15 protein-coding genes and 1 pseudogene are annotated in these 17,453 nt (G+C 61.9%); 12 read left to right on the top strand and 4 right to left on the bottom strand.

Going from position 1 to position 17,453, the window contains the following annotated elements:
- The first annotated feature begins 148 nt into the window (after positions 1–148).
- From NR126_RS13415 to NR126_RS13400, 4 genes are all read left to right on the top strand, one after another.
- Positions 149–1,522: a glutamine synthetase family protein gene (locus NR126_RS13415; RefSeq protein WP_027618104.1), complete on the top strand. Its 1,374-nt coding sequence runs from the start codon at positions 149–151 to the stop codon at positions 1,520–1,522.
- A 7-nt stretch (positions 1,523–1,529) separates the two neighbouring features.
- Positions 1,530–2,921 (top strand): aldehyde dehydrogenase family protein, encoded by a 1,392-nt coding sequence (locus NR126_RS13410; RefSeq protein ID WP_256830412.1) that lies wholly within the window; start codon positions 1,530–1,532, stop codon positions 2,919–2,921.
- 3 nt (positions 2,922–2,924) lie between these two features.
- Complete coding sequence (locus tag NR126_RS13405; RefSeq protein WP_105755375.1) at positions 2,925–4,085, top strand: iron-containing alcohol dehydrogenase; 1,161 nt, start codon at positions 2,925–2,927, stop codon at positions 4,083–4,085.
- A 113-nt stretch (positions 4,086–4,198) separates the two neighbouring features.
- Positions 4,199–5,761 carry an amino acid permease gene (locus tag NR126_RS13400; protein ID WP_105755376.1) on the top strand — a complete coding sequence of 521 codons (1,563 nt, stop codon included), beginning with the start codon at positions 4,199–4,201 and terminating at the stop codon, positions 5,759–5,761.
- 363 nt (positions 5,762–6,124) lie between these two features.
- On the opposite strand, the gene NR126_RS13395 is transcribed toward NR126_RS13400, so the two are convergent.
- The 3 genes and pseudogenes from NR126_RS13395 to NR126_RS13385 all read right to left on the bottom strand — a co-directional run.
- Positions 6,125–6,862 (bottom strand): DUF4225 domain-containing protein, encoded by a 738-nt coding sequence (locus NR126_RS13395; RefSeq protein ID WP_256830435.1) that lies wholly within the window; start codon positions 6,860–6,862, stop codon positions 6,125–6,127.
- A complete protein-coding gene (locus NR126_RS13390; RefSeq protein WP_256830411.1) occupies positions 6,850–7,329 on the bottom strand; it encodes an Hcp family type VI secretion system effector in 480 nt (159 codons plus the stop codon). Before NR126_RS13390 ends, NR126_RS13395 begins: the two co-directional genes overlap by 13 nt.
- 169 nt (positions 7,330–7,498) lie before the next feature.
- Positions 7,499–7,759: pseudogene (locus NR126_RS13385) on the bottom strand (dihydrofolate reductase family protein); the annotation flags it as partial.
- A 195-nt stretch (positions 7,760–7,954) separates the two neighbouring features.
- Between NR126_RS13385 and NR126_RS13380 the strand changes: the two are divergent.
- Positions 7,955–10,084, top strand: coding sequence for a TonB-dependent receptor domain-containing protein (locus tag NR126_RS13380; protein ID WP_256830410.1), 2,130 nt, complete (start codon positions 7,955–7,957; stop codon positions 10,082–10,084).
- Positions 10,085–10,095: 11 nt separating this feature from the next.
- Here NR126_RS13380 and NR126_RS13375 read toward each other — a convergent pair whose 3' ends face one another.
- The gene (locus NR126_RS13375; protein WP_372826428.1) at positions 10,096–11,127 is read right to left on the bottom strand and encodes an Ldh family oxidoreductase; all 1,032 of its coding nucleotides are present in this window, start codon (positions 11,125–11,127) and stop codon (positions 10,096–10,098) included.
- 145 nt (positions 11,128–11,272) lie between these two features.
- On the opposite strand from NR126_RS13375, the gene NR126_RS13370 reads away from it, so the two are divergent.
- From NR126_RS13370 to NR126_RS13340, 7 genes are all read left to right on the top strand, one after another.
- Positions 11,273–12,148, top strand: coding sequence for a MurR/RpiR family transcriptional regulator (locus NR126_RS13370; protein ID WP_027616562.1), 876 nt, complete (start codon positions 11,273–11,275; stop codon positions 12,146–12,148).
- 13 nt (positions 12,149–12,161) lie between these two features.
- Positions 12,162–12,917 carry a transporter substrate-binding domain-containing protein gene (locus NR126_RS13365; RefSeq protein WP_027616561.1) on the top strand — a complete coding sequence of 252 codons (756 nt, stop codon included), beginning with the start codon at positions 12,162–12,164 and terminating at the stop codon, positions 12,915–12,917.
- A 109-nt stretch (positions 12,918–13,026) separates the two neighbouring features.
- Positions 13,027–13,746: an ABC transporter permease gene (locus NR126_RS13360; protein ID WP_105755380.1), complete on the top strand. Its 720-nt coding sequence runs from the start codon at positions 13,027–13,029 to the stop codon at positions 13,744–13,746.
- The gene (locus NR126_RS13355) at positions 13,743–14,453 is read left to right on the top strand and encodes an ABC transporter permease (RefSeq protein ID WP_027616559.1); all 711 of its coding nucleotides are present in this window, start codon (positions 13,743–13,745) and stop codon (positions 14,451–14,453) included. The genes NR126_RS13360 and NR126_RS13355 overlap by 4 nt, the downstream gene beginning before the upstream one ends.
- A 51-nt stretch (positions 14,454–14,504) precedes the next feature.
- Complete coding sequence (locus NR126_RS13350) at positions 14,505–15,746, top strand: FAD-binding oxidoreductase (protein WP_256830408.1); 1,242 nt, start codon at positions 14,505–14,507, stop codon at positions 15,744–15,746.
- Positions 15,747–15,761: 15 nt separating this feature from the next.
- Positions 15,762–16,550 carry an amino acid ABC transporter ATP-binding protein gene (locus NR126_RS13345; RefSeq protein WP_306218793.1) on the top strand — a complete coding sequence of 263 codons (789 nt, stop codon included), beginning with the start codon at positions 15,762–15,764 and terminating at the stop codon, positions 16,548–16,550.
- Between the two features lie 262 nt (positions 16,551–16,812).
- The gene (locus NR126_RS13340) at positions 16,813–17,364 is read left to right on the top strand and encodes a hypothetical protein (protein WP_256830406.1); all 552 of its coding nucleotides are present in this window, start codon (positions 16,813–16,815) and stop codon (positions 17,362–17,364) included.
- Positions 17,365–17,453 lie beyond the last annotated feature (89 nt).

Raw genomic sequence — 17,453 nt, 5'->3', positions numbered from 1 at the left:
TGCGCAACTTGCATCTTCCAACTATAGGCTAGGCTTTGAGCAGCTCATTGCTCACGATGCTCGTATCTGCAGGGTTGGATGGTTTTCTGGAGAGCGTCTGCAACAGCTGCCTCAGACAGGACTAATCCGTTCGCGCAGGATTGACCAGATGACCGAGCCTCTTCTCAGCTTTGATGCACTCAAGCGCGCCGCGGCCAGCGGCGAAATCGATACCGTACTGGTGTGCATGGTCGACATGCAGGGCCGCCTCGTCGGCAAGCGCTTCCAGGTCGAATTCTTCATCGACAGCGGCTACCAGGAAACCCATTGCTGCAACTACCTGCTGGCCGATGACATCGACATGGAGCCGGTACCCGGCTACGCCGCCGCCAGCTGGAGCAAGGGCTACGGCGACTTCGTGCTCAAGCCCGACATGTCCACTCTGCGCCGCGTGCCCTGGCTCGAAGGCACCGCCCTAGTGCTGTGCGACGTGCTCGATCACCACCACCGCCAGGACCTGCCCCACAGCCCACGGGCAATCCTCAAGAAGCAGGTCGAGCGCCTGCGTGCCCGAGGCTACACCGGTATGTTCGCCTCGGAACTGGAGTTCTACCTGTTCGACGAGAGCTACGCGGACATCCACCGGCGCAACTATCAGGCACCGAAGACTGCCGGGCACTACATCGAGGACTACAACATCCTCCAGACCACCCGCGAGGAACCGGTGCTGCGGGCGATTCGCAAGCACTTGCAGGCCTCGGGGATTCCCGTGGAAAACTCCAAGGGCGAATGGGGCCCGGGCCAGGAGGAGATCAACATTCGCTACGCCGACGCGCTGACCATGGCCGACCACCATGTGATCATCAAGCACGCCTGCAAGGAGATCGCGCAGTTACAGGGCAAGGCGATCACCTTCATGGCCAAGTGGCGTTACGACGCCGCCGGTTCCAGCAGCCATATCCACAATTCGCTGTGGGACAAAAGCGCGAAAAAGCCGCTGTTCTTCGATGCCAAGGCTGAGTTCGGCATGTCCAAACTGATGCGCGCCTGGGTCGCCGGGCAACTGAAATACGCCGGTGATATCACCTGCTTCCTCGCGCCTTATATCAACTCCTACAAACGCTTCCAGGCCGGCACCTTTGCGCCGACCCGGGCGGTCTGGAGCCGCGACAATCGCACCGCCGGATTTCGCCTGTGTGCCGAAGAAAGCAAATCGATCCGCATCGAATGCCGGATCGGCGGCGCCGACCTCAACCCCTACCTGGCCTTCGCCGCGCTGATTGCCGCAGGTCTGGCCGGTATCGACGAGAAGCTCGAACTGGCGCCGCCCTACGAGGGCGATGCCTACGCCGACGAGCAACTGCCGGAAGTCTCCAAGACCCTGCGCGAGGCCTGCGCCGCACTCAAGGCCTCGGGCATGTTGCGCGAGGCTTTTGGCGACGAGGTGGTCGAGCATTACGTGCACACCGCCGAGTGGGAACAGAAAGAGTACGACCGGCGGATCACCGACTGGGAACTGCAGCGCGGCTTCGAGCGCTATTGAGAACGGCATGACAACCAAGGTCCAGCTGATTTCCCCGGTCAATGGCCGGGTCTATGTCGAGCGCCAGTGTGCCGATGCGGCGCAGATCGACCAGGCCGTAGCGGATGCCAGCGCCGCGCAGATCCTCTGGCGCCGGCGTACCTTCGACGAGCGTGCGGCACTGTGCAACGCGGCGGTGCAGGCGATGCTGTCGATGCAGGAGCAGATCGTCCCGGAGCTGGCCTGGCAGATGGGTCGGCCGGTGCGTTACGGCGCCGGCGAGCTGCGCGGGTTTGCCGAGCGCGCCCACTACATGATCGGCATCGCCGCCCAGGCCCTGGCGCCCATCGAGCCCGAACCCATCGCCGGTTTTCGCCGAACCATCAAGCGCGAGCCGCTGGGCACGGTGCTGGTGGTCGCACCCTGGAATTACCCCTACCTGACGGCGGTGAACAGTGTCATCCCGGCGCTGATGGCCGGCAATGCAGTGATCCTCAAGCACGCCACGCAAACCCTGCTGGTGGGCGAGCGTTTTGCCCAGGCCATGCAGCAGGCCAATCTGCCGCCGGGGCTGTTTCACAACCTGCTGCTCGATCACTCGCAGACCGCCGCATTGATTGCCTCGGGCCGCGTGCAGCAGGTCAATTTCACCGGTTCGGTGGACGCCGGGCGGGCCATGGAGAACGCCGCCTGCGGGCGCTTTATTGGCGTCGGCCTGGAACTCGGCGGCAAGGATCCGGCCTACGTGCGCGCCGACGCCAACCTCGAGCATGCGGTGGAAAACCTGGTGGATGGCAGCTACTTCAATTCCGGGCAAAGCTGCTGTGCGATTGAACGTATCTACGTCGACAGAAAGCTCTTCCCGGCCTTCGTCGAGCGCTTTATCGCCCTGACCGGCGAATACGTGCTCGGCAATCCGCTGAATGAAGCCACGACCCTCGGCCCACTGGTTTCAGCCGGGGCCGCCGACGCGGTGCGCGGGCAAATCGCGGCGGCATTGGCCCAAGGCGCAACGGCGCTGATCGACGCCCGCGCCTTCCCTGCCGACCTGCCAGGCAGCGCCTATCTGGCGCCGCAAGTGCTGGTGGATGTCAGCCACCGGATGGCCGTGATGCGCGATGAGAGCTTCGGTCCGGTGGTGGGCATCATGCCGGTGGACGATGACGAACACGCCCTCACCTTGATGAATGACAGCCCGTTCGGCCTCAGCGCCTCGCTCTGGACCCGCGACCAGACCGCCGCCGAGCACCTGGGCAACGAAATCGCCACCGGCACGGTGTTCATGAACCGCTGCGATTACCTCGACCCGGCGCTGGCCTGGACCGGGGTCAAGCACAGCGGACGCGGGATCACCCTGTCGCGCCTGGGCTACGAACACCTGACCCGGGCCAAATCCTTCCACCTGCGGCACGAGGTGTAGCACATGAACCTGCGCGGAAACTGGAATTACCCCACAAGCATCCGTTTCGGGGTCGGGCGTATCAATGAGCTCGCCGAGGTCTGTCGCAGCCAGGGGATCCTGCGTCCGCTGCTGGTCACCGACAGCGGCCTGGCCCGCGCGCCGATAACCCTTGCCGCCGTGGAGGCGCTGCGTGATGCCGGGCTGGGGGTGGCGATGTTCAGCGACCTCAAGCCCAATCCCGTCGAAGCCAACCTCGCTGGAGGACTCGCAGCCTGGCGTGCCGGCCAGCATGACGGGGTCGTTGCGTTTGGCGGCGGCAGCGGCCTGGACATGGGCAAGCTGATCGCCTTTATGAGCGGCCAGACCCGCCCGGTCTGGGACTTCGAAGACATCGGCGATCAATGGACCCGCGCCGATGAGAGCCGCATCGCCCCGGTGATCGCGGTGCCGACCACCGCCGGCACCGGCTCTGAAGTCGGGCGCGCAGCAGTGATCATCGACGAACGAACCCACACCAAGCGCATCATCTTCCATCCGAAAATGATGCCCCGCGTGGTCATCAGCGACCCGGCCCTGACCGTGGGCATGCCGGCGAAAATCACCGCTGGCACCGGCATGGATGCCTTCGCCCACTGCCTGGAAGCCTATTGCGCCCCGGGCTTTCATCCGCTGGCCGACGGCATTGCGGTCGAAGGCATGCGCCTGGTCGCCAGTGCCTTGGTGCGCGCCGTGCGCACCCCAGCCGACCTCGACGCCCGCGCGCAGATGCTCGCCGCCGCGGCGATGGGCGCCACCGCGTTCCAGAAAGGCCTGGGCGGCATGCACGCGCTGTCCCATCCGATTGGCGCGCTGCACGACACCCACCACGGCATGACCAACGCCACCGTGATGCCCTACATCCTGCAGTTCAACCGGCCGGCCATCGAGGAACGCATCACCCGCCTCGCCGCCTACCTGGGCCTGCCCAACCCGGGCTTCGACAGCTTCCTGGCCTTTGTCCTCAAGCTGCGCCAGGACATCGGCGTGCCCCACACCCTGCGCGAGCTGGTGGTAGGCGATCCCGAGGTCGAGCTGATTGCCGACATGGCGATCATCGACCCGTCCGCCAGCGGCAATCCGCTGACATTGAGCCGGGATGACGCCATCGGGATTTTCGACGCGGCCTGGCATGGCCGTCTCTAGCGCCTACGCCAGGCGAAGCACGTTTCAGGAGCAGTACAACAGGGTGTTGAACGCCAGGCCATCGCGTCCCATCGGCGCCGTGGTTATGAATCAAACCTGCAGGGGCACATGTGATGAATCCAGCAAGCCAGCCCGAATCCGCCGCCCATGACGACGACGTCAAGGCGTTGCACAGCATGGGTTACGCCCAGCAACTCTCGCGCCGAATGGGGGTGTTCTCCAATTTTGCGATTTCCTTCTCGATCATCTGCATCCTCTCCGGCGGCATCAACTCGCTGGCCCAAGGCACCTCGGGTGCAGGCGGCGCGGCCATCGGCATCGGCTGGCCCATCGGCTGTCTGATCTCCGGGGTGTTCGCCCTGGCCATGGCGCAGATCTCCTCGGCCTACCCCACGGCGGGCGGGCTGTACCACTGGAGTTCGATCCTCGGCAATCGCTTCACCGGCTGGCTCACCGCCTGGTTCAATTTGCTGGGATTGGTGACGGTGCTGGGGGCAATCAACGTCGGCACCTATTACTTCTTCTTCGGCGCCTTCGGCCCGGCCCTGGGCATGGAGGACACCATCACCACCCGGGTGATCTTCATGGCGATCCTCACCGGCATCCAGGCCATGTGTAACCACCTGGGCATCGGCCTCACCGCCAAGCTCACCGACTTCTCCGGCTACCTGATCTTTGCCACCGCGCTGGCCCTGACCATTGCCTGCCTGATCGCCGCGCCCAGCTACGACTTCGCCCGCCTGGTGACCTTCGGCAACTACTCCGGCGAGGCCGGCGGCAGCGTCTGGCCCCAAGTGTCCAATGGCTGGGTGTTCATGCTCGGGCTGCTGCTGCCGATCTACACCATCACCGGCTACGACGCCTCGGCGCACACCTCCGAGGAAACCCGCCAGGCAGCGACCTCGGTGCCCTGGGGCATGGTCATGTCGGTGATCTGGTCGCTGCTGTTCGGCTGGCTGATGCTCAGCTCCTTCGTGCTGATGCTGCCCAGCCTCGACGAAGCCGCGACCCATGGCTGGAGCGTGTTCTTCTGGGCGATGGACACGCAGATGAACCCGACCGTGAAAATGGCCCTGTACGTGGCGATTTTCATCTCGCAGTTTCTCTGTGGCCTGGCCACCGTGACCTCGGTGTCGCGGATGATCTTCGCCTTCTCCCGGGATGGCGGCCTGCCCTGTTCGAAAGCTCTGGCCAGCGTCTCCCCCAGCCATCGCAGCCCGGTGGCGGCGATCTGGACCGGCGCGACCCTGGCGGTGCTGTTCGTCTGGGGCTCGTCCCTGGTGTCGATCGGCGAAACCCCGGTTTACACCATCGTCGTCTCCTGCACGGTGATCTTCCTGTTCTTCTCCTTCATCATCCCCATCGTCCTCGGCCTGTTCACCTACGGTACCGCCAAATGGCCGACCATGGGCCCATGGAACATGGGGCGCGGGCTGTACTCGCTGTTCGCCGTGCTGTCGGTCCTGTCCATGGTGCTGATCTTCATCATCGGCATCCAGCCACCCAACGAATGGGCGCTGTACATCACCATCGGCTTCCTGGTCCTGACCGCCATCATCTGGTTCGCCTTCGAAGCCCGCCGCTTCCAGGGCCCGCCCATGGGCGAGATGATCCTCAAGCGCCAGGCGGAGATAGCCGCGCAGGAAGCGGCATTGCACCGGTCGGGGGAACGTTAATTAGTAGCCTTAGGTAAAGACAAAACGGCACACCTCCCAGTGGGCCGTTTTTACTTTCGGGAAAACCAGCGTCTTGGTCGAATATTGCTTGGGACACAAGTGACTTGAAAAATTGCACTGATAAAGGCGATCCATCGAATCAGATAATCATGCTCAAGAAAGTCTTTTGAGGCCGGGCAATACATAATGTATCCGTAACGTGCCACACTCATTTGTAGCGAGCCCCAAAACATTGACAAGCAAAAAAATGACCAGAACGTCCCCACCCCAAGGTCAACCCCTGACAACCTCCTGGCAATTTTGCGAAAAACAAGAAAAAACAGCAACGAGACAACGAAATACGCCACCACCATGACCGTCACACTATTCCCGGCTTTCAAATTGCTTACGCATCGATTCCAATGTAATCCAATCGGTGATCACTTCAGTCGCTAACGCAAGTTTCGTTGCCCCCATATAGTTACGCTGATAATCGGTACGGATATATCGGAACAAACGCCAAGCATCAGGCTTCAATACCATTCTGCCTGCTCCATAAGCGGAAAGTCCCAGATCAACACCTCCATAAGCAATATCGCCTTCAAATGCTCCGCCGCCCATCATTTTTGCGACCTCTTGATACCCTTTTCTTACGGGGCCTTGGGTATCCGCGCGGCCTTCCCAAAGGTTTCGTCCATTTTCATACGTATTGTTCGCCCCATGCGCCATGAGAGGAAACCCGGCAAAAAGGCACAGTGTGCCGATCGATCCATAGCAAATACCCGCCCCCGCTGCGAATTGTAGTGCTCCGGCGATAGTCGAAACGCCTTTTTGAGCAACCTCCAGCGATTGGCTGAGTAAACTGTCCTGCTCTCTTTTTATTTCAGCTAAACCCTGTTCAGGGCTTTTTTGTCCCAGCGCAACATCATTGACAATACCTCTGGCGTAATAAGCGACTTCACGATTGAACTGGATGCGCAAGGTGCCATCCGTGATATGGCGAACGCTCACGGTGCACGCCTGATTTACCAGATTACCTGCGGCCTTGTTCACCACCGAAACATCGCAGCTGCTCGAATTGCAATGATGTTCTGGCAGGTCATCGGCTGTTACTCGCCCCATGAACTGTACCCCGTAGTTCCTGCCAGGTGATGGAACCATGCAATTTCCCGATAACGAATAGCAAGATGCTCTTGAGGTTCGGCGTCGTTATGTGAAACCACGTGAGGCATATCCACTGTCAGATGAGCAATCATTCCACCGCTGATCTCAACTGTGTAAAACTTCTCCTGCACGCCAAGCCTGGAAACTCGATAGAAGCTAATGGCACAGCTGATCGACTCTCTATTAGCCAGTGCCTGGGCTAATAAAGGCGACGACTTATCAATATTCTTCGTGATAATTATTGGGTTATGCGTCGACTTATTGATATTCCCAATATTCGCCATATTGTGGCTGTAAGAGAGCACCATGATTTCGTCTTTATGCCCAACCTGGCATTTATTGCCGATAGACTCCTGGGATGAACAGCCCGCTGAAATCAATCCTTGGTTCTTTCCGGTGATCGTCATGTAACCGTGATTAGCCATACGTTCCGCTCCATCTAGTGAGCGGAAGATCCTAATGCAAATGTTCCAGGCAGCTTGTAGGACCGATTTCCGAAAAAAATGACAAAATATGACGAGAACAAAAACTGCGATTCGATAGCGGCTCCTGCAGTGTCTAGCACGAGTTTGAGCCGCTTACGCACGTGCATGCTCACTCGGCAAACGATCCCGTGCGCACCTCGCCGGCGCGCAGATAACGGCAAATCAGCACACCAATGGGTGTGCTGGTGACCTGCTCAAGCCTGAACGCCGCAGCCTGGGCATCGTCACCGAATAGACGCTGCCCGCGACCGAGCACTACCGGAAACGTCATCAAGCGCAACTCATCCACCAATCCCGCCGCCAACAGTTGCCGCACCAGATCGCCGCTGCCCTGGGTCAAGAGCGGCGCCCCTGTGTGGCGTTTCAACGCGCACTGCAGCCCACACTTCAAGCCACAATTCCCCCCTTGGCGATCCGCCCAAAACCCGCTGCAATGCGCCCCGCCCAAGCCCGCCAACCAGAAAAACCACTACCAGGCAAATAAACCAAAATCCCCATGTGTTTCCCTCGTCTTTTTAAACGTCGCACTGTTCATCGCCCGTTTTCAGCCGTCTGGAGTTCCCCCATGCCCTCACCCAAATCCCTGCCCACCGCACTCCTCGGGCTGGCCCTCGCCTGTCCGGCCCTGGCGCACGCCGAGGGGCTGGAGTTGGGGCAGGTGTTGATTGATGCGCCGGGGCTCGAGGGTGCCGACCAGAGCGTGGCCGAGGCCGAGGCGCGGTTGGCGCAGGTGCCGGGGGGCAGCAATGTGGTGGATATGCGTCGGCCGCTGCAGGGTCGGGTGGCGAGCAATCAGGATGTACTGGCGTATCAGCCGGGGATTTATGCGCAGTCGGCGGGTAATGAAGGGGTGAAGATTTCGATTCGCGGCTCGGGCATCAACCGCGCGCCGGGGGCCCATGCTTCGGGGCTCTACGCGATGCTCGACGGCCTGCCGCTGACCGGTCCGGGTGGTACGCCTTATGAGCTGCTGGAGCCGTTGTGGCTCGATCATGTGGAAGTGCTGCGCGGTGCCAACGGCTTTGATCGCGGGGCGCTGGCCCTGGGCGGCGCCATCGATTATGTCAGTCACACCGGCTACAACGCGCCGAAGTTGCAGGTGCGCTATGCCATGGGCAGTCACGGGTATGTGCAGCGTCAGGTCAGTTCCGGGCAGGTACTGGGGGATCTCGATTACTACGTGGCACTGACCGACGCCAGTGCCGATGGCTATCAGGACCACACCGCCAGCGAGAGCCAGGGGCTGATCGCCAATGTCGGTTATCGCTTCAACCCGCAACTGGAAACGCGCTTCTATATGCGTTACCGCGAAACTGATAACGATCTCGCCGGGCGGGTGACCAAGCATTCCATCGAACACGATCCACGGGCCGCCAACCCGGCTTATGTCTCCCGGGACGACAGCCGCAAGCAGCCCGGCAGCACCTTTATCGGCAACAAGACCACCTACTACATCGACGACGATTCCAGCGTGCAGACCGGACTCGTCTATCACGACTACCCGATGGACCTGCGTGAAGGCCCGAACCGCCTGAAGGTGGCCTACACCGATGTCAGCGGCACCTTCGACTACAAGCGTCGCGATACCCTGTGGGGCCTGGAAAGCCACAGCACCCTGGGCCTGCGCAGCACCAAACATCTGCCGAACGCCGGGGCCAGTGAGCGGGTGCGCATTCCCACCATTCCAAACACCATCAACTACGCGCCGGGCACGCCCATGCGCAACTTCACCTACCAGGGCTCAGACAACGTCCTGCATGCCAGCAACGACCTGGAGATTGCCGACGACCTGTGGCTGACCACCGGCCTTGCGGCAATCTACACCCGTCGCGAAAGCGCAGTGACTTACCCGGACGGCGGCGGCAAGACCAGCATGAGCGACTGGGACTATGCCCCGCGCATCGGCCTGCGCTACCAGCTGACGCCCGAAGTGCAAGTATTCGGCAATCTCAGCCGCTCGGTCGAGGCGCCCCATCCGTGGTCGCTGATCTACAGTGCCAACCAGCGCTTCGGCGATGGCAGCGGCCCGGCCACCGGCACCCAGCAAGTGCCCATCGAGTTGCAGAACCAGACCGCGACCACCCTCGAACTCGGCGGTCGTGGCAACGCGGCGCTGGGTCAATGGAGCCTGGCCTGGTACTACGCCCAGGTGCGTCACGAATTGCTCTCGGTGCGGCCGGACGCCAGCGCCGTCACGCCCTATGAATTGAACGCCAGCGCCACCGTGCACCAGGGCGTAGAAGCCAGTCTGCAGAGTGCGTTGTGGGCGGCGGCGGATGGCGGCAAGCTGAGCTTGCGCCAGAGCTACACCTTCAGTGATTTCCACTACCGCGACGACGAGCGTTTTGGCGACAACCGCCTGCCCGGCCTGCCGATGCACTACTACCAGGGGGAATTGCGCTACGACTGGCCGCAGGGTTTCTTCGCTGCGCTCAACACGCAACTGGTGTCAAAGGTGGCGGTGGATTACGCCAACAGCTACTACGCCGACCCTTACGCGCTATTCGGTGCGACCCTCGGCTGGAACGCACCCAAGGGCGACTGGCAGACCTGGCTCGACCTGCGCAACCTGACCGACAAGCACTACGCCGCCACCGTTACTCCGGGCTACGACGACAAGGGCCTGGACGCCGCCCGTTCGACACCCGGCGAAGGCATGGCGGCGTACGTCGGCATCACCTGGAATTTGCTCTAAAGGCGCGCGCCTCAGCCGGCCAATTCGCGCAAGCGCGCCAGCTCGGCGGCCGGTAAGGCGATGCCTTGCGCCAACGAGGTGGCCCGCTCCTGAAAGCGTCGGTCACCGGGCATACGCTGCAGCCCCACCTCACGCATGTGCCGGACCAGTTCTTCGCTGCGGCTGGCGAACCCGGCGCCGCCGGCCTTGCTCGGGTCGATGACGATAATCAGCTGGCCGGTCCACGGCGTTTGCGCGCCAGGATGCTGCGTCCAATCGAACTCGAAAGAGAAGTTGCCGCCGGTCAGCGCCGCCGCCAGCAACTCGACCATCATCGACAGCGCCGAGCCCTTGTGTCCACCAAACGGCAACAGCGCGCCGCCGCCAAGAATGGCTTTCGGGTCACGGGTTGGCTGGCCCTGGCTGTCGACGCCCATGCCTTCGGGCAACAGCTCACCCTTGCGCGCAGCGATCTGCACATCGCCATGGGCGATAGCGCTGGTCGCCAGGTCGAAAACGATCGGCTCGCCGCCGGCACGCGGCGCGGCGAAGGCGATCGGGTTGGTGCCGAACAGTGGCCGTTGCGCACCGTGGGGCACCACGCAGGTCATGCTGTTGACCACACTCAAGGCCACCAGGCCTTCATCGGCAAACGGCTCGACGTCCGGCCACAGTGCGGCGAAGTGGTGCGAGTTACGAATCGCCAACACGGCGATCCCGGCGCTGCGGGCTTTCTCGATCAGCAGGCTGCGGGCCGCCGCCAGGGCCGGCTGGGCGAAACCGCCGCCAGCGTCGACTCGCACGAAACCCGAAGCCGCGTCTTCAACCTTAGGCACTGCCTGGCCGTTGACCCAACCGCTGGCCAGCGACGACAGATAACCGGCAATCCGAAATACGCCGTGGCTGTGGGAGCCGTCGCGCTGGGCGCTGGCGCAGTTGTAGGCCAGCACCTTGGCGACGTCGCTCGAGGTGCCGTGGCGCTCGAAAATCTGTTGCAGCAACAGCGCCAGGTCGGCGAACGAGATGGCGGCCATTTCCGCCGGGGCGGCAGTGGGTTGGGACATGCTGAGGCTCCAATCGAATTGTTTTTATGAGTATGAGGCGGCGCGAGCAACTATCCAGCGATGACAGTTATCTGTCAAATATTGACTTTATGACAGAAAACATCCATTTTCTGCCGCAAGCGCTGAATAACAACAGGAAACAGCCTTGAGCCAGCCTATCAAACAACGCCTTGAAAGTAGCCTGTCCACCGCCGCCGCGTCGGGCCGGGCGATTGCCAGCTATATGCTGGCCAATCTCTATGAGCTGCCGTTCCAGACCGCCGCCGATATCGCCGCCAAATTGAACGTCAGCGAATCCAGCGTCGGGCGCTTCTGCCGCTCCATCGGCTACAGCCATTTCAAGGATCTGAAAAACGACCTCAAGGCCGACCTTGGCGATGGTCCGTGGCTGGTCGGCGACCGCCTGCAGGAATTCCGCCAGCAAGCCAGCGAGGGCCCGCAAGGCCTGCCGCGCAGTTTCGAGCTGGAAGTGGCGGCGCTGGTCAAGGTCTACGAATACAGCCTGACCCCGGCCTGGCACACCGTCAGCCAGCGCCTGGCGACCCGGCGCAAGGTGTTTGTCGCTGGTTTCCAGACCGAGCGCGGCATCGCCGCCTCCATGGTCCACCTGCTGCAGTACCTGCGCGATGACGTGCATTGGGTCGACGGCGCCGCCGGGCATTACGCCGAAGTGCTGCTCAGCGCCCCCGAGGACAGCGCCCTGGTGGTGTTCGAAGCCCGGCGTTATTCGCGCCACGCCTTGACCCTGTGCCGCAAGGCCCGCGAAGCCGGGATCCCGGTGACCCTGGTCACCGACACTTTCTGCGACTGGGCCGAGCAGAACGCCGACGAGGTGTTCCGCGTGCCCACCGAATTCAATCTGTTCTGGGAATCGACCGCAGCGATGCTGTCGCTGGTCCACCTGCTGGTCAACGACGTCTGCAAGCAAATGCCGGCGGCCGTCGAAAAGCGTCTGGAGGCCATCGCGGCGCTGCACAACGAGTTCGTTGGATACACATCGTCACCAAGCTCAAAACAATAAAACGAGGTGCTGGATGAAACACGTCATTCGCTTTGCCGGTGCATGCGCAATGGTCCTGGCTGCTGCCAGCAGCGCGCAGGCTGAAGTACTGAAGATCGCCACCGAAGGCGCTTACCCGCCGTTCAACTACGTGGACTCGGACAACAAGCTGCACGGTTTCGATGTCGACATCGCCAACGCGCTGTGCGAGCGCATGAAGGTCGAATGCAGCATCGTCGCCCAGGACTGGGAAGGCATTATCCCGGCGCTGATGGCGAAGAAATACGATGCGGTGGTGGCGTCGATGATCGCCACCGACGAGCGCAAGCAGAAGATCGATTTCACCGAGCACTACTACCGCACGCCGCTGTCGGTGGCGGTACCCAAGGACTCGCCGATCACCGACGCGCAGACCAAATTCAAGGGCCTGACCGTGGGCGCCCAGGCGTCCTCGACCCAGGCCATCTACGCCGAAGACCACTACGCGCCGGCTGGTGCCGATGTGAAGTTCTACCCGACCCTCGATGAGGCTAACAGTGATCTGGCGGCCGGCCGCGTCGACGGTGTAATCGCCGACAAATTCCCGCTGCTGGCCTGGCTCGGCACTGCCGGCAAGGACTGCTGCAAGATCATTGGCGACGTCAATGGCACCACCGCCGATGCCTCGATTGCCGTGCGCAAGGGCGACGATGCCCTGCGCGAGCGCTTCAACAAGGCGCTGGATGAAATCGTCGCCGACGGCACCTACAAGCAGATCTCCAGTCGTTATTTCGACTTCGATATCTACTGATCCCCCGCCCCTCGGGCTTGCCTGAGGGGCATTCCATGCCGACCCATCGCCTCCTGCCCCGGCGGGCGCGGTGCTGCGTGCGAGCTTAATTTCTGCAGAGGGTTCGAGCATGTTCGAACATCTATCATTACTGTCTTTCGCCAGCGGCGGCTGGGGCTCGGCCCTGCTCGCGGGTGCGCTGGTGACTATCGTCCTGGCCCTGAGCTGCCTGCCCATCGGCCTGCCACTGGGTCTGGGTCTGGCGCTGGCCGCACGCTCGAAACGGCGTTGGCCGCGGGCCATGAGCACGGTGTTCGCCACCGTGTTCCGTGGCCTGCCGGAATTGCTGACGCTGCTGATCATCTATTACGGCTGCCAGATCGGCGCACAGAAACTCTTGGCCGCCATGGGCTACGAAGCCGAAGTGGCGATCAACCCTTTTGTCGCCGCGATGATCGCCTTCAGCCTGGTGTTTGCCGCGTTCTCCAGCCAGATCTGGCTCGGCGCCTTCAAGACCGTGCCCAAGGGCCAGTTTGAAGCCGCTGCAGCACTGGGCCTGTCCAAGTGGACAACCTTCACCAAAGTGGTGCTGCCGCAACTGGTGCGCATCGCCCTGCCCGGCCTCTCGAATAACTGGCTGTCGCTGCTCAAGGACACCTCGCTGGTGTCGACCATTTCCCTGGTCGACCTGATGCGCCAGACCAACCTGGCCGTCAGCGTGACCAAGGAACCGATGCTGTTCTATACCGTGGCGTGCTTCGGTTACCTGTTTTTCTCGGCGCTGTCCGGTCGCCTGTTCCAGTACCTGGAGCAGTACTTCAGCCGCCATCAACGGAGCGCGCGGACATGAGCCTGGTGGAATTGCAGCAGATGTTCCTCAGCCCCGACTTGCTGGAACGCTACGGCCCGCGCTTTATCGACGGCCTGCTGGTGACCGCCAAGCTGGTGGCGATCTCCTTCACCCTCGGCGCCCTGCTCGGCTTGCTGCTGGCCTTGGGACGTTTGTCGAGCAACCGCTTTCTCAATCGTTTTACCAGCGTCTACGTGTACTTCTTCCGTGGCTCGCCGCTGCTGGCGCAACTGTTCATGCTTTATTACGGCCTCGGCTCGTTCAAGGGTTTCTGGCAGGACGTGGGCCTGTGGTGGTTCTTCCGCGATGCCTGGTTCTGCACCCTGCTGGCCTTCACCTTGAACACCGCGGCGTACCAGGCGGAGATCCTCCGTGGCGCCATCCTGTCGGTGGCCCAGGGTCAGCGCGAGGCCTCGAAAGCCCTGAGCCTGTCGCGCTGGACCACCTTCCGCAAAATCATTCTGCCGCAGTCGCTGCTGGTGGCCATCGGACCGCTGGGCAATGAACTGATCCTGATGATCAAGGCCAGTGCGATTGCTTCGCTGGTGACCATCTACGACCTGATGGGCGTGACCAAACTGGCGTTCTCCCGCAGTTTCGATTTCCAGATCTACCTGTGGGCCGCGGTGCTTTACCTGATCATCGTCGAAGTGGTGCGACGCAGCCTCAAGGCACTCGAAGGCCGCCTCGGCCGCCACCTGCAGTAACGCGAATTGACTCGGGCTGCCGCGGCGGCCCCCTGTATCAAGGATCTACCCATGCATTGCGACACCATCGTTCTAGGCGCCGGGATTGTCGGCGTCAGCACCGCGCTGCACCTGCAGGCCCGTGGCCGCAAGGTCGTGCTGATCGACCGGCAACAACCGGGCAACGGCACCAGCCATGGCAACGCCGGGCTGATTGAACGTGCCAGCGTGATTCCCTATGCTTTCCCGCGCCAGCTGTCGAGCCTGCTGCGCTACGCCGGCAACCAGCAATCCGACGTGCGCTACAGCCTCAAGCACCTGCCCAAGGCCGGCCCGTGGCTGCTGCAATACTGGCGTCATTCCGGGGCCAAGGGCCTGGCCGCCGCGACCCGGGCGATGCTGCCGCTGGTGGAGCGCTGCGTCAGTGAACACGACCAGCTCTCGGAGCCGGCGGGGATGCAGCACCTGATCCAGACCAGTGGCTGGATCGAAGCCTACAGCTCACCCGTCGCCTTCGCCAAGGCCCAGCAGGATGCCGCCGCACTCAAGGAGTTCGCCCTCAATTACCGAGTGCTGGACCGTACGCAGATGCACGCCAAACAACCCGGCCTGCACCCGGATGTCATCGGTGGCATTCACTGGCTGGACCCCAAGACCGTCAGCGATCCCGGCGGCTTGACCCGGGGTTATGCCGACCTGTTCGTCGCCCGTGGCGGAGTGTTCGTGATCGGCGATGCACTGACGCTGCAGCAGCGCGTCGGCAAATGGGAAGTGCTCAGTGAACAGGGCCTGGTGGTTGCCGATGAAGCGGTGGTCACCCTCGGCCCGCAGGCGCGGGGCGTGTTCGAACCGCTGGGCTACAAAATTCCGCTGGCGATCAAGCGCGGCTACCACATGCACTACGCCGCCCAGCCCGGCGCCTCCCTGCAGCAGCCGCTGCTCGATCCGGTGGGCGGCTACGTGCTGGCGCCCATGGTCGGTGGGATTCGCCTGACCACCGGCATCGAGTTCGCCGACAGTGATGATCCGATCAACGAAATCCAGTTGCGCCGCTGCGAGGAACTGGCCAGCGCGTTCTTCCCGCTGGGCGAACGCCTCAACGCCGAACCGTGGCTGGGTCGTCGGCCGTGCTTGCCGGACATGTGCCCGGTAATCGGCCCGGCGCCCCGACACAAGGGCCTGTGGTTCAACTTCGGGCATGCCCACCACGGCCTGACCCTGGGCCCGGTGTGCGGACGCCTGCTGGCGGAAATGATGACCGGCGCCGCCCCCTTCACTGACCCAACCCCTTACAGCGCCGAGCGCTTCCACTGATTGTCGGAGATTCACATGTCTGCTCTCTCTGCCGTTAAAGACGCCGCGCCGCACACCCGTGCCGACAACCGCAAGGTGGTGGTCGATATCGCCGGCCTGAACAAGTTCTATGGCGCCTTCCATGTGCTGCACGATGTCGACCTGAGCGTGCACGAAGGCGAACGTATCGTCCTCTGCGGACCCTCCGGATCTGGCAAGTCGACACTGATCCGTTGCATCAACCAGCTGGAAATCGCCGAGAAGGGTCGGATTCTGGTCAACGGTACCGACCTCGCCCACACCACCCGCGAAGCGGCCAAGGTGCGCAGCGAAATTGGCATGGTATTCCAGCACTTCAACCTGTTCCCGCACATGAGCGTGCTCGACAACTGCACCCTGGCACCGATCTCGGTGCGTGGCCTGAGCCGCAAGAAAGCCGAAGAACTGGCCGAGCACTTTTTGCAGAAAGTCGGGATCGCCAGCCAAGCCGGCAAATACCCCAGCCAACTCTCCGGTGGCCAGCAACAGCGGGTGGCGATCGCCCGCGCACTGTGCATGGAACCGAAGATCATGCTGTTCGACGAACCGACTTCTGCCCTCGACCCGGAGATGGTCAGCGAAGTGTTGGACGTGATGGTCAAACTCGCCGGCAGTGGCATGACCATGCTCTGCGTCACCCACGAAATGGGCTTCGCCCGCCAGGTCGCCGAACGCGTGCTGTTCCTCGACGGCGGCCGCATCATCGAAGACGCCCCGCCCGAAGCCTTCTTCAACGCTCCGCAAAGCGCCCGGGCCAAGGCGTTTTTGGCGCAGATTGTTCATTAGATTCCGGCACACCGCGGACCCGGTGCTCCGCCACTCATACTCGCTGGGACCATCCCGGGCGGCGATCGGCTGCTCGGGATGAGGCCTCCACATCCGCCAGGTGCAACGCCTGACCCACCGCCATCGCGATGCTGCGGTGATCCGATAAGCCAGCGTCCGTAAAACCAATGCAACAATTAACGCCGCACCCATCCTGGCAAACACCGTTATCTTTCTCGCTGCCAAACATTGGCACTCTGCTCATCCGCAAAAGGAATTTGATATGGACAGAAACAATGAAAGGTCTTTCGTTGCACGGGTTTATAGCGACGGCAAAAAGATGGAATTTCTTCAAACTTCCAGCGATGCAAACATATTGACCACCCGAGAAGGGTCCGGCCCGCCCCACGCGTACGACCCGATAAGCAAAAAGTGGGTTCGCGTAGGTCGTGGTCCACTGAAGTCCACTCTGCTGGTGCACTTGCGCTGCTACGACAGCCACTACCAGTTGCAGATTCTTGGTAAAAACGACACTTACCTCAGCGCCGACTACGACGATATTCTGGGTGCGTTCTCCAGTACGCAGCGCGATGTAACAAACTTCACCCTGCTGAACGCCGAACATCAACCTATCACCCTGGACGACTTGAATTACCCTCAGGCAGATATCTACCTGCAAACCGACAACGCAGGGCTGATAAAGCAATCGCTTTTTGAAAAGTGGGGCTACACCTATACCTGCTTCACCCACACCGCCGGTGACCTCAGGTTGTTCAATCTGGATATTTTGCAGCGACAAGTCGTAACTCCCGATAGCCCGGAACAATACGACTAACCCCGGTCGATCCGCAGTCTGATGGATGGCCTGCAATTGAAAAAAAAAGCCCCGCATCTTTCGATGCGGGGCTTTTTCATTCAGCGCCT

Source organism: Pseudomonas sp. Pse1 (assembly GCF_024519635.1).
Classification (GTDB): Bacteria; Pseudomonadota; Gammaproteobacteria; order Pseudomonadales; family Pseudomonadaceae; genus Aquipseudomonas.
The sequence above is the reverse complement of the archived record's forward strand: the minus strand, read 5'-3'. Positions and strand labels throughout refer to the sequence as shown.